Source organism: Limosilactobacillus urinaemulieris (assembly GCF_014838745.1).
GTDB lineage: Bacteria > Bacillota > Bacilli > Lactobacillales > Lactobacillaceae > Limosilactobacillus > Limosilactobacillus urinaemulieris.
Genome location: NZ_JABUXR010000015.1, coordinates 26,431 through 40,248, shown reverse-complemented (window position 1 = coordinate 40,248; position 13,818 = coordinate 26,431). Strand labels below are relative to the sequence as shown.

Genomic DNA, 13,818 nt, shown 5'->3' with positions numbered 1-13,818 from the left:
ACCTTCTTTACATGATTTTTGTGGTGAATTGATTGTACAACACGAGGACAGCAGTTGTCCTTTTTGTGTACAAAAAAACTGGCATTGATTTTTTATCAATACCAGAAAGTGTATACCCCGAAAACTGAAGGCTTGGTGTTTTTTTATTCGTTAGTAACGAAGCCTGTTTAGCCCTTGAGAAGATCTATTTCCCGTTTTCTCTTATGCTATAATAGCTAATGACAAGTAAGAGGAGTAATTATGGTAGAAAAAAAGACAATCAAGTTAGATGACGTGGCGGAATTGGCAGGTGTCTCAAAAACAACCGTTTCGCGGGTCTTAAATAATCGGGGATACTTAAGCGATAAGACAATTAAAAAGGTCCACGATGCAATGGATAAGCTAAACTATCGACCCAATGTAATTGCTCGACAGCTATTTAAACAAAAGACTAACCTGGTTGCCTTGGTTTTTCCGACAGTAGACAACCCATTTTTTGCTGAGCTTGAAGCAGAATTGGAAAAACGGTTTGACCAATTAGGCTATCGAGTTCTGATGGGGAATAGTCAGGATAATCCCGCTAAGGAACAGGATTATTTAAAACTATTATTGAATCACCAGGTTGATGGTTTAATTGTGGGGTCCCATAATCAGGGAATTTCTGAATACCAGAAGACGACCAGGCCAATTGTCTCAATTGAACGATTTGTTGGGAAACAGATCCCAGTTGTTTCTTCTGATAACTATCAGGGAGGACTCCTCGCGGTTCAACGCTTACTGAATGATGGCTGTAAACACATTATCCATACCAATTACCCGATTAATTTAGTATCACCTAATGAGTTACGTCAGCAGGCTTATGAGGATCTGATGAATAAGCACCACCGAAAGCCAATTACCTACAGTGTTTCGTTTGACGTGTCTGACAAAGAAAAGGAACGGGTTTTTCGTAAAATGTTCCGGGAACACCCTGAGGTTGATGGGATTTTTGCCGATAATGATACCAATGCAAGTCTAATTATTCGGGTGGGGAAAGAATTTGATCGCCATGTTCCTGATGATCTTAAGGTTGTGGGTTATGATGGAGCGAATATTACCCGAACCTTATCACCAGAATTGACTACAATCCAGCAGCCAATTCCTGAAATGGCAACTAAGGCAGTTGAGTTGCTTCTTCAATTGATTGAAGGCAAGACAAACGTTAAGTCAGTTACTCTTCCGGTAAAGATGATTAATAGCACAACAGCATGAGTGAAAAGCAAGAAGCTAGAAAATTTCTTTAGCTTCTTGTTTTTCAGTTATAGTGTTATAAAAGCACCTGTTAATTACTGAACAAATCAGCAGAAAAGTAGTTATTTTGCTATTACTTTCGTTATTTTTCATTAATAATTGGGCTTTTTTAAAAAGATCCTGTTAACCGGTTGCACATAAGCAGTTAACAAGTAAAAAATTAGTAAATTAGTAAACGGTCTAATGTAAGTGCTTGCTACATTTTGGGGCGAAGATGCTGTTAACTGCTGGTTTTAAGCGGGAAAGAGGTGAAATCGATCACTAAATGTAAGCGCTTTACTAACCTATGCTTACCGGTTACCATAAAGGTGTTGAAAGAAACTAGATAAAATAAAATTCGTTACCTTGTATTAGCAAGTTTGGAGGTTGTTTTTGCTATGAAACATAGTCAGTCACTGGCAACTAAACTTGCGTTCTTGTCCGCATCATTTATGGTTACGAGCGCCTACACAATTCAAAGTGCCTTGCCACAGATCAAATCAGCGCTGAATGTTAGTCAGCCGCAAGTTGAATACCTAGTTACGGCGCCGTCCTTTGCGGTAATGTTCTTCGTTGTTCTCTCACCGTTGCTTCAGGATTGGTTTAATATCTCTGATAAGCACATTATTATAGCCGGGATCACGATTGTTGGGATTGCAGGATTAATTCCTTCATTTGTTAGCAACTACATGGTGATTTTGCTTTCACGGCTCTTTCTTGGTGCTGGGTATGGTCTTTACAATTCTCAAGCAATTTCATTGATTTCTGTTTGGTATCAGGGACACGAGCGAACAAGTATGCAGGGCTGGCGGTCAGCGTTTGAACAAATCGGGAATGCCTGCACATTGATAATTTCAAGTTTGTTGCTGATTTATGCTGATTGGCACGCTGCATTCTTGGTTTACGGATTGGCTTTTGCGGTAATGGCATTCTTTGCATGGCGAGTACCAAATGATGCTCACAGTAACACGACGACTAGTGATAACCAACAAGCAACAGAAACAATTTCGCCGATTACTAATGAACCAGTGACTAAGATTAGCCCATTAGTAATTGCAATTCTGGCGTTTGTTCTATTAATTAAGATGGACTTTATCGGGATGGAAGATCGCTTCCCGGGGTTAGCCGTTGCAATTAATGGTAAGGCCTTTACGGGAACCGGGACCTATCTTTCATTAATGCTAATTGGCGCAACTCTTGGTGGTGCGTGTTACGGAGTTCTGCAGAAGCATTTTGGCTATGTGGGGACAATTTACATCGGCTTGATCCTTCTGGCAATTGCTAACTTTCTGTTTGGCTTCGGTGGAAGTAGTTTTCCAATTATCGCTGCCGGGATCCTTTTGGTTGGCTTCCCAATGCAAGTCCTTACACCGTTGATCTTCAATATTCTGCCATTTATGGCACCGATGAAGCTCCAAACCAAGGTTACATCATTTGTACTAATTGGGTTTAACTTTGGGGCTTTCTTCTCACCAACAGCCGACGCTTGGTTTAACCACTTATTAAGCCAACCGCTAAGTGGGTTAGGTTTAGCAGCACCATTTCGGATTTATGGAGTGATGATGCTGATAATTGCTGGCCTACTCTTTATGGGGAAGCACCTGTATGAACTTAAAAGGGTGGACAATCCTGTTGAGAAAAAGCAACCAGCAACGGTTCACGTATATACTAAGTAATAAAACTGAATAAAAGTGCCGTGATCGAATGACTTTTAATAGTTGTTGGATCACGTTTTTTGTTTTAAATTAGGCTGATAATTTAACCTGAAAATAAAATCAAAAAAATTCTGTTAACCGATTGACATATAAAATAGAAAGCGATAACATAATAGTCGTTGAATAGTTAAGCACTTCCAAATAAACGAAGTAAGCTAATTAATAAAAAGGGGACTGGAATCATGGCTCATATTTCATTTGATCGTACAGGCTTAAAGAAATTTGTTAACGATAACGAACTCGGCGAAATGCAAGCAATGGTGAATGCAGCGGATGATGAATTACGCAACGGTACTGGTGCCGGGGCAGACTTCCGTGACTGGCTCCACTTGCCAACCGATTACGACAAGGAAGAGTTTGCGCGGATTAAGGCGGCTGCCAAGAAGATTCAAAATGACTCTGATATCTTGGTTGTCATTGGTATCGGTGGTTCCTACCTGGGTGCCCGGATGGCCGTTGACTTCTTGCACAACACTTTTTACCAAGCCCAAAAGGCTGCTGACCGGAAGTACCCATTAGTACTCTTTGCCGGGAACTCCTTGAGCTCCACTTATGTTCATGACTTAATCGAATTGATTGGCGACAAGGACTTCTCCGTCAACATCGTTTCTAAGTCCGGGACGACAACTGAACCATCAATTGCTTTCCGGATCTTCAAGAACCTCTTGATCAAGAAGTATGGTGAGGACGAAGCCAACAAGCGGATCTACGCGACGACCGACAAGGCCAAGGGGGCTTTGAAGACCGAAGCCGATGCCCACGGTTACGAAAGCTTTGTGATCCAAGATGGCATTGGCGGTCGTTACTCGGTTCTTTCCCCAGTTGGTCTCTTACCAATTGCCGTTTCTGGCGGTGACATTGACCAGTTAATGGCCGGGGCTGCCCAAGCCGAAAAGGACTATACGGATCCTAAACTGGAAAACAACGAAGCTTATCAATATGCCGCTTACCGGAACATCCTTTACCGGAAGGGCTATGAAACCGAATTACTCGAAAACTACGAACCAAACATGACCATGTTCGCTGAATGGTGGAAGCAATTAGCTGGTGAATCCGAAGGGAAAGATCACAAGGGCATTTACCCATCCAGTGCTAACTTCACCACGGACCTTCACTCCCTTGGTCAATATATCCAAGAAGGTCGCCGGTTCTTGATGGAAACCGTTGTGAAGCTCGACAAGCCAAACCATGACATGGAAATCCCAAGTGAACCAGATAACCTGGATGGTTTAGGCTACTTGGAAGGTAAGACGATGGACTTCGCCAATACCAAGGCATACGAGGCCGTTGTTGCTGCCCACACTGCTGGTGGGGTTCCAGTAATGACTGTTCACATTCCAGAAGAAAATGAATACACGCTTGGTTACTTGATCTACTTCTTTGAAGTGGCGATGGGAATCTCCGGTTACCTCAACGGGATTAACCCCTTCAACCAACCAGGAGTGGAAGCCTACAAGGTTAACATGTTTGGTCTCTTAGGCAAGCCAGGCTACGAAGAGATCGGCAAGAAGCTACGGGCTGAAATGGACGAAAACAAGTAAGGAGGAATTGCGATGCTACTAGGAAGTATTGAAGCAGGAGGGACAAAGTTCGTTTGTGCCGTTGGTAATATTAACTACCAAGTTCAAGATTCAATTCACATCCCAACAACGACTCCTGAAGAAACGATTCAAAAGTGTATTGAATGGTTTGACCAATACAAGGATGATTTAAGTGCGATTGCGATTGCTTCATTTGGTCCAATCGAGATTCGCAAGAGCTCACCAAAGTATGGTTACATTACTAATACGCCAAAGCCAGGTTGGCAAGACACTGATTTTGTTGGTCCATTCAAGAAGCACTTCAATGTGCCAATCGCTTGGACGACAGACGTTAATGGTTCCGCATATGGTGAATATGTTCTTTCAACGTTATTTAACAAGCGGATTAATTCACTGGTTTACTACACTATTGGGACCGGTGTTGGTGCTGGTGCCGTAATTGACGGTAAGTTTGTTGGTGAATTGGGTCACCCAGAAATGGGACATATTCGGTTGAAGCGGCACCCTGATGATCTTGACTTTAAGGGAATTTGCCCATTCCATGGTGATTGCCTTGAAGGATTAGTTAGCGGACCAACCTTTGAAGCCCGGCTAGGTAAGAAAGGAAAAGATGTTCCGTTGACTGACCACGTTTGGGACATCATGGCTTACTATGTTGCCCAAGCTGCTGTCGATGCAACGCTGATGTTCCGTCCAGGACAAATTGTCTTTGGTGGCGGTGTTGTTAGCGAAGAATTCCTAAAGAAGGTTCGTCGCGAATTTAAGAAGCTGCTTAACGATTACGTTGAGGTTGGTGATCTTGATGAATACATCACCATGCCATTAGCCCAACACAATGGCTCCGCAACCATCGGTGACTTTGCTCTAGCATTAAAGGCGGCAACAAATTAGAGTGCGAGCCGTGACGAACTAGTAACTGAGCACTAGAAAATCCCGGACGATGATTGTTTACAATCAAGGACGGGATAGCTAGGCGGAAGTTGCGGTCACGGCGAGCACGTTTTGACTCTGTTGCAGTAGAAGTAGCAATTTCTCTCGACGAAGGCGACTTGCGCCTAGGAGAGAGGTTGCTAGCTCTAGGGAACTCGGGCGAAGCACGTTTCGGCAATGCTGCAGTAAATTGCTAGTCCATGGCGAGCAGAGCTTAGGCTCAATTGCCTAAAACGTTCTACTCTTAATAAATTAGAACATTAAAGCACATTTAAAGGAGGTGAGACTTATGGCATTTAACAAGAGTTTAGCAGGTTATTATGACGACTTGGCACACGTTGGGATCCCAACTGATGATTTGAAGAAGACAATTGCCTTCTGGGAAAAGTTAGGTTTCAAGAAGCAGGGTCAATTCGATACGGATGATCAGGGACATCAAGTGGTATTTATGAAGGCTGGCCACTTAATGTTAGAGATCTGGGACAGTGATGGTGCTGTTCACAAGACCGGTGCAATTAACCATATCTCATTGAACGTTGAAGATGCAGACAATGCATTTAAGGCCGCTAAAGAAGAAGGATTCGACGTTAAGGAAGACGAAGTACAACACCTTGACTTCTGGAAGCATGGAATCAAGTTCTTCAACATTGTTGGTCCAAACGATGAAACTATTGAATTTTGTGAAGTTGTTAAGGATTAATCCCGCTAGAGGCATTAACCTTTAGTCCAGATCGACCCTAAAGCACTTTGTTAGTGTAGGAGGAATATCTGATGAAAGCTTTAGTAATGACTGGTAAGAAAAAGTTAGAAATTGATGACAACTATAAGAAGCCAGAAGTTAAACCCAATGAAGTCTTAGTTCACACTGCCTGGGCTGGTATTTGCGGGACTGATAAGGCATTATATAATGGCCTTCCTGGTTCAGCGGATGCTGTTCCACCAATCGTACTGGGACACGAAAATTCCGGTGTTGTTGCAGCTGTTGGAAGTGAAGTTGAAGATTTCAAGGTTGGGGATCGGGTCAGCGTTGATCCCAACATTTACTGCCACAAGTGCTACTACTGCCGGACATCGCGTCCAGAACTTTGTGAACACTTGGATGCTGTTGGCGTTACGCGGGATGGCGGCTTTGAAGAATACTTCACCGCTCCTGAGGAAGTTGTTTACCATATTCCTGACAATGTTTCACTTGAAGCTGCGGCCGTAATTGAACCAATTTCATGTGCAATGCACGCCGTTGATCTTTTGACCACTCACCCATATCAAAATGCATTGATCATCGGTGACGGTTTTGAAGGACAATTGATTGCTCAAATCTTAAAGGCTCGCGGAATTCGTGAAGTTACTCTTGCCGGAACCGTTGACGAAAAGCTTGAAAATAACCGGAAGCATTTCGGCTTTAAGACCATTAACAATATGACTCACCCAGAAGAGGTTAAGGAAGACTCATACGACATCGTTGTTGAAGCTGTTGGTTTACCAAAGACTCAAGAACAAGCCGTTGAAGCTGCTCGTCGTGGTGGTCAAGTATTAATGTTTGGTGTTGGTAACCCTGATTCAGAGTTTAAGGTAAATACTTACAAGGTTTACCAAAAGCAATTGACAATTCAAGGAACCTTCATCAACCCTTACACTTTCGAAGATTCGATTGCTCTGCTTCAATCGGGTGATGTGGATCCACTTCCATTAATTTCTAATGTTTTGGACTTTGCTCATGTTGAAGACTTCGTAAGTGGTAAATTAGGTAATATTTCTAAGGCAATCGTAAAGGTAGCCGGCGAAGAAGCTTAAGTTATCTAGGCGGGTAGGCGTATTTTCTACATCTTACTTCAAATTTTTTCCAAGGCTTTTTCACTGTTTGAAGTGGGTAAGCAAATCTTTCCAAATTTGAGCTTTTATTGATTAGGTATAGAAAATTTATTTTATGAAAAGGGGAACGAGAATGAATGAATCAAAGTTTATCAGCTGGCTCGGACGAATTGCCAGTATAATTGCTATCTTAATGTACGTATCTTACATTGCGCAGATTTACAACAACTTACATGGTAATTACGCTGCACCGCTTCAACCATTTGTTGCGGGAGTAAACTGTACTCTTTGGAGTATCTATGCATACTTCAAGAAAGATCGTGACTGGCCAGTGTTCTGGGCTAACTTTCCAGGGATCTTCTTTAGCTTTGCAACATTCTTGACTTGTTTCCCTTGGTAAAATAGGTCAAATAACTCCACATATTAATTCAATTTAACTGGCAAGAAATTGTACTTCTTGTCAGTTTTTTGATAATATAAGAAAAAATATCAATTGAAGTGGTGCCATCAAACGGGTGCCGCTTTCTTTTATGGAAAGGAACAGAAAATGACAAAAGAAGTAAAGCGGATCATTGCGGTGGTCCTATTTTGCGAATTTTTAATCTGCTTAGGGATGAGTTTGGTATTTCCGGTAGAGCCATTTATTAAGAATGAATATCACTTTACTGCTTTCGACATGGGAGTGATGTCATCACTATTTGCGTTCGTTCAATTTGTTGCATCACCGGTTGTTGGCCGTTTTTCAGATAAGATTGGGCGAAAACCGATGCTGGTTTGGGGACTCTTAATTTTTGCCATTGCGGAATTTGTCTTTGCATTGGCGCAACATTTGTGGGTCTTTGATCTCTCGCGAGCGGTTGACGGTCTTTCGGCAGCAATGTTTGTTCCTACTTCAATGGCACTGGCGGCTGATATTACAACTGAACGTGACCGTGCTAAGGTAATCGGTTGGTTATCTGCGGCTTTTAGTGGCGGCTTGATTTTAGGACCGGGGCTTGGTGGCCTATTAGCTCATGTTAGTTATAAATTTCCGTTTTGGGTTGCTGGAGTGCTTGGCCTGATTAGTACGTTAGTGGCTTGGCGTTTTCTTCCTCGCGATGAGGATGAACGATTCCAAAGTGAGACAAAGGATCCTGAGGGAGAACTTCTCGGTAGTAGTTGGCAGCAAATAAAGCAAATTATGACGCCAACGTTAGCGGTCCTTTTTGGGATGATTTTTGTTGCTGCATTCGGCTTAGCTGGTTTTGAGAGTATTTATAGCTTGTACGTTAATGAAGTCCATAACTTTGATTTAGGAGCAATTGCACTTGTTCTAACCTTAAACGGGATCATTTCGTTGGTCCTTCAAGTCTTTTTCTTTGAACGGCTTGTACAGTGGCTAGGGGAAGTCCGTTTGATGGAATACAGCTTTCTGTTGAGTATTATTGGAACAATCCTGGTGATTTATGATCATTCACACTAGCAGTTGATTGTAGCAACGTTATTTGTCTTTGAGGCCTTTGATCTTCTTCGTCCTGCCATTACAACTCTGTTAACTAAGATGAGTAAGACCAACCAAGGACTCCTTAATGGGATTAACATGTCATTGACGAGTATTGGAAATATCATTGGTCCATTAATTACTGGAGCATTGCTAGACGTTAACTATCAGTACCCATATTGGTTTGTGATTATTTTCCTGTTGATCGCCTTGATCATTGGTTTTCGCCTTCGGAAGCTTAACGTCCAAGATTAATTAGCTGGTGAACAGTGCTAGAATAGAGATAACTTGATTGGGAGGCCGAAAAAATGAACTATAAATATACAGGCGATGACTTCAACATCAAAAAAGCACCAACAAAGGTTAAAGATAGTGCTGATGAACTGGAGAAAATCAAGAAACAAATTGAAGAAAACCTTCGTCATCTTCGCCACGCCCAAAAGATGATGTATGCACGGCATAAGTACGGGATTTTGGTTGCTTTTCAAGCGATGGATGCCGCTGGGAAAGACAGTATGATTGCTCATATTTTTTCTGGGGTTAATCCAGTTGGGTTTAAGGTGGCTAACTTTAAGCAACCAACTTCCGCAGAATTACGCCATGATTATCTTTGGCGAATTAATCAGCAACTGCCGTCTCGAGGAGAAATTGGTGTCTTTAACCGGTCATACTACGAAGATGTCCTAGTTTCTCGTGTTCATCCGGAAATTATCCTGAACGCTAATTTACCAGAGGTTGACTCCTTAAGTGATGTCAATGATCATTTCTTTAAAGGGCGGTATCAAGATATCCGTGATTACGAGAAATATCTGTCACGAAACGGCTTTGTAATTTTTAAATTCTTCCTTCATATTTCAAAGGATGAGCAAAAGAAACGGTTCCTTCGGCGAATTAATCTACCAAAGAAGCACTGGAAGTTTTCTTCGGCAGATATTCGCGAACGTCAATACTGGGATAAGTACCAAAAAGCATATGAAAAGGCAATTAACGCAACTGCTACTAAAAAGAATCCGTGGTATGTTGTTCCGGCAGATGATAAGTGGTACTCACGTTTAATTGTGTCAGACATTTTAACGAAAGAAATTGAAAAATTACCATTGGCTTATCCTGAGTTATCTCCCGATGAAGCAGCAAAGTTGGATGCAGCTAAAGCAGAGTTATTGAACGAAAAGTAATTTGTGATTGGGGGGATAAAGAATGAAGAAATGTCCTTGGTGTGGGAAAAACGTACCAACAGAAGATCGGATTTGTCCTTCTTGTGGGTATGATTTTAGCCGTGGTGAGATGAGTTCATTCTATGATCAACGCCAACAAAAGCAAGCCAAGAGTAAAATTCGCCATAAGAATGAAATGGTGATTGTTGCTACATTAGCAATCATTGCTGGTGGAAGTTATATTTTTAATAATCAGCAGGAACAAACTGAAGCTCGCCAAAATATCCAGCAGACGACCAAGACTATTTCTGAATCGTCGACAGTAAATAGTGGCTCTGTTTCGAGTAGCTCAAGTGAAAGTGCTGCTAAGTCTAGTTCTGCAAAAAAGGCTTCGTCCGAATCGAAACAAGCAGCAAAGAATTCATCTAAGAAGGCCGAGAGTAAGAAGAGTGTCACTAAGTCATCTTCCCAATCAAAGAGGAGCGAGAAGAAACAAACAGCTAAATCTTCATCTTCAAAGACAACAAAGAAGAGTAGTACTGAAGTTGCTAAGAAGAAGCCTGCCGTAAAGAAGCAAGTAACAAAGAAGAGTAGTGGGACACAATTAAAGGCTAATATGCAACCAAATGAATTTGCTGCTGCAGTTGCTAACTATGCTGCACAAAAGAATGTCTCAAAGTGGAAAGATGTTGTTAATAATTCAAATAACGGTATTTTGATTAAGGAAACAACTGAACCGGATATTGTCAATTACTTATCTGCTAAGGGAAATGGAACAGTTTACGTTGCCTTTAACAGTAAAGACAGTAACAATGAAGTTGTTTACTCTGCATATACCATTAATCAGGATGGCAGTGTAAATATTTACGAATTTGGGACACCCGATGCACCGCATACAGGGAATATTTACAATCCTGTTGAGACAGTTTCACAACAAGATCTGGTTAAATACCTGAATAGCCATAAGCAAGCCAAGAATGTTCAACAAATGGCTAAAAAAGTCGGGATTGCTCATGAGTAAAGAATAAAACTGAATAAAAGTAAAAAACGTGATTAAGATTAGTTGATTCTTAACCACGTTTTTACTTTTCTATATTTAGTTAGTGTATAATTACCTATGTAAGCGCTTGTTTATTTGGGGAGAGTTTATATTGGAGGAGTTGTCATTAAGATGTTAAGTTTCTTGAAACCGCGACATAAGGAACAAGTACCACCTGATAAGGCTCGCGGGTTATTTGAACGGTATAAATGGATGTCCTTATTTGGGGTTTTCATTGGTTATGCTGCTTTTTATATTGTCCGGAATAATTTTACGTTATCAACACCACAACTAAAGGCATCATTGGACCTTTCTAAGGGACAGATTGGGATGTTATCCAGCTGTTTACTGATTGCTTATGGGTTGGGAAAAGGGGTCATGAGCGCCTGGTCTGACAAAGCTAATCCAAAACGGTTCATGGCAACCGGGTTGATTATTTGTGCGTTGCTCAGTATGTGCCTCGCCTTCTTTGGTTTTAGTCTATGGTCACTAGCTATTATTTTAATTCTCTTAGGCTTGTTCCAAGGAATGGGCGTTGGGCCATCCTTTATTATTCTTTCAACGTGGTTTGATAAAAAGCAACGTGGTTTTATAACGTCGATTTGGAATACTTCACATAACCTTGGTGGAGGACTAATTTCACCTCTTGCCGGATTCATGTTAGGTATTGTTGGTGCAAGTCACTGGCGATTTGCAATCTATGTTTTCCCAGCATTAGTTGCCATTGCGGTAGCCTTAATTGTGTTGATCTTTGTTAAGGGACGACCCGAAGAAGAAGGCTTACCACCGCTGGAAGAAACGAAGCAAGAACAAAGTAACATTGATTATCATGCTTTAAGCTCTTGGCAAATCCTTACTAAGTACGTCTTTAATAATCCTGGTGCTTGGTTAGTTTCATTTATGGACACCTTCGTTTATATGATTCGGTTTGGAATCCTAACCTGGTTACCAATTTTCTTAATTCAGGCCAAGGGATTTACTCACGGTCAAATGATGATTGCATTTGCGTTCTTTGAATGGGCCGCTATCCCATCAACGCTACTGGCAGGGATTATTTCTGATAAACTTTTCAAGAGTTACCGGATGCCACCTGCAATGATTGCACTAGTTTTAATTATTTTCTGTATCTTTGGTTACTGGAATAGTAAATCAGTGACAGCAGTAACAGTTTATGCTGCACTGGCGGGCTGTCTAGTTTATATTCCACAATTCCTTGATTCCGTTCAAACGATGGAAGTTGTTCCACCGTTTGCTGTGGGCTCAACTGTGGGGCTTCGGGGTTTCATGAGTTATGTCCTTGGTTCAACGCTGGGAACGAGCCTTCTCGGAGTGGCAGTCGATCATTACGGCTGGAATGCGGGATTAGTTCTCTTAATTATTGCAACCATTCTTTGTTTAGCATGTTCTGCTGCCTTACACGTTTTCTCATTAAAGAAGCGGCACGCAGAAGCTAAATAGTATTAGACAGATCAAGCCCCTCAGTATTCAAACGATGGATACTGAGGGGCTATCTATTATTAATGATATTTTCTAACAAGATAGTAATCCTAAAAGACATTATCGCGACCATATTTACAGATGGGGAGAAGGGGACACTTAGTACATTTAGGATTTTTAGCGGTACATTGATAACGACCAAAGAAGATCATTGCGTGATGTGCGTTAAGCCATTCTTCCTTAGGGACCGCTTCTTTTAATCGTTTTTCGATTTGGAGAACAGTCGCGTCTGGTTTAACCATTCCTAAGCGCCGTGCAACGCGACTAACATGGGTGTCAACGGGGAAGGCGGGGATATTGAAGCATTCTGCAAGGACAACGTTAGCGACTTTACGACCGACACCAGCTAAACTAGTTAGCTCTTTCATCGTATGAGGAACCTTACCATTAAAGTCGGTCATAATTTCCCGAGCGGCTTTAACGAGATATTTAGCTTTATTATGGTAAAGCCCGAGTAATTGAATGAAAGGCTCAACGTCTTCGGGCTCAGCCTTAGCTAGTGATCCTGGAGTTGGAAAACGGGCAAAGAGTGCTGGAGTAATCATGTTAACTGATTTATCTGTTGACTGAGCGCTAAGGATTGTCGCTATTAGAAAATGAAAGGTTGTATCAGCATTTAACGTTGTTCCAGCGTCCGGAAACATTTCCCGCATTTGATGAATTGCGTTTACGATTTCACTATTTGTCAGCATTATTTTTCCTCCTGTAATTCTATCATTATTATAAAACAAATAAATTAACTGCCGAAAAATATTTGCTTTTAATTATCAATTGATAATGAGCTAGAAGATATATATATACGGTGGCGCGGGATTACGGGATTTTTATAATAAATAAATTTAAATATTGATTCGGACTTTATTAGACCTTTTTGCGATTATGATGTATAACTAAAGGTGAACAAGCGATAAGTAATATTATTGCTTGGTTTATAACTGAAATTATTTAACGATTTAGTAGTCCTACTAGATTTCATTATGTATGTGATAATTTTTTCAGTTATCATGTTTGAACTGAACTTAATTTGATTGGTTGATACTTTATCCTCAAATTGAGATCATTGTCGCCTCCCCATGACTGTGATTTCGCAAATAATTTGCTTGGTTGATGTTGCGACTTAGGTACACACTATCTAAACGCTTACCCCCTAAATTAACCCGAGTCGTGATTGACATTCAACCGACCTAATTGAATTAATGATGCTTAAACATGCCCTATGAGACCTGCTAGATTGATCTCTATTGAAGACTTTTCAGAATTCCCCATTTCTGAAAAGTCTTTTTTTGTTTTAATAATTAAAATTCTTTCATAAACAGACCATTGAATAAAAATAAAATATTTATTTAATTAACAATTGACCAATGTGCAATCGGTTGTTAGAATAAGTTAATGTTTTCTTATTATT

The 13,818-nt window shown here is 41.0% G+C and carries 11 protein-coding genes and 1 pseudogene; 11 read left to right on the top strand and 1 reads right to left on the bottom strand.

What is annotated here, in order from left to right:
• Positions 1-240 precede the first annotated feature (240 nt).
• From HUK45_RS07565 to HUK45_RS07515, 11 genes and pseudogenes are all read left to right on the top strand, one after another.
• Positions 241-1,230 carry a LacI family DNA-binding transcriptional regulator gene (locus HUK45_RS07565; protein WP_191911823.1) on the top strand — a complete coding sequence of 330 codons (990 nt, stop codon included), beginning with the start codon at positions 241-243 and terminating at the stop codon, positions 1,228-1,230.
• Between the two features lie 416 nt (positions 1,231-1,646).
• Positions 1,647-2,924, top strand: coding sequence for an MFS transporter (locus HUK45_RS07560; protein ID WP_191911822.1), 1,278 nt, complete (start codon positions 1,647-1,649; stop codon positions 2,922-2,924).
• A 221-nt stretch (positions 2,925-3,145) separates the two neighbouring features.
• Positions 3,146-4,504 (top strand): glucose-6-phosphate isomerase, encoded by a 1,359-nt coding sequence (locus HUK45_RS07555; protein ID WP_191911821.1) that lies wholly within the window; start codon positions 3,146-3,148, stop codon positions 4,502-4,504.
• Between the two features lie 12 nt (positions 4,505-4,516).
• Positions 4,517-5,395, top strand: a complete 879-nt coding sequence (scrK, locus tag HUK45_RS07550) for a fructokinase ScrK (protein WP_102168241.1) — start codon at positions 4,517-4,519, stop codon at positions 5,393-5,395.
• Between the two features lie 328 nt (positions 5,396-5,723).
• Positions 5,724-6,134, top strand: coding sequence for a VOC family protein (locus HUK45_RS07545; RefSeq protein ID WP_191911820.1), 411 nt, complete (start codon positions 5,724-5,726; stop codon positions 6,132-6,134).
• 71 nt (positions 6,135-6,205) lie between these two features.
• Complete coding sequence (locus HUK45_RS07540) at positions 6,206-7,225, top strand: zinc-dependent alcohol dehydrogenase family protein (RefSeq protein WP_191911819.1); 1,020 nt, start codon at positions 6,206-6,208, stop codon at positions 7,223-7,225.
• Between the two features lie 151 nt (positions 7,226-7,376).
• The gene (locus tag HUK45_RS07535) at positions 7,377-7,643 is read left to right on the top strand and encodes a SemiSWEET family transporter (protein WP_102168244.1); all 267 of its coding nucleotides are present in this window, start codon (positions 7,377-7,379) and stop codon (positions 7,641-7,643) included.
• 147 nt (positions 7,644-7,790) lie between these two features.
• Positions 7,791-8,978: pseudogene (locus tag HUK45_RS07530) on the top strand (MFS transporter).
• Between the two features lie 53 nt (positions 8,979-9,031).
• Positions 9,032-9,898, top strand: a complete 867-nt coding sequence (locus HUK45_RS07525; protein ID WP_191911818.1) for a PPK2 family polyphosphate kinase — start codon at positions 9,032-9,034, stop codon at positions 9,896-9,898.
• Positions 9,899-9,920: 22 nt separating this feature from the next.
• Positions 9,921-10,898, top strand: a complete 978-nt coding sequence (locus HUK45_RS07520) for a zinc ribbon domain-containing protein (RefSeq protein ID WP_191911817.1) — start codon at positions 9,921-9,923, stop codon at positions 10,896-10,898.
• A gap of 150 nt (positions 10,899-11,048) precedes the next feature.
• The gene (locus HUK45_RS07515; RefSeq protein ID WP_191911816.1) at positions 11,049-12,374 is read left to right on the top strand and encodes an MFS transporter; all 1,326 of its coding nucleotides are present in this window, start codon (positions 11,049-11,051) and stop codon (positions 12,372-12,374) included.
• Between the two features lie 89 nt (positions 12,375-12,463).
• Here HUK45_RS07515 and nth read toward each other — a convergent pair whose 3' ends face one another.
• Complete coding sequence (nth, locus tag HUK45_RS07510) at positions 12,464-13,105, bottom strand: endonuclease III (protein WP_191911815.1); 642 nt, start codon at positions 13,103-13,105, stop codon at positions 12,464-12,466.
• Positions 13,106-13,818 lie beyond the last annotated feature (713 nt).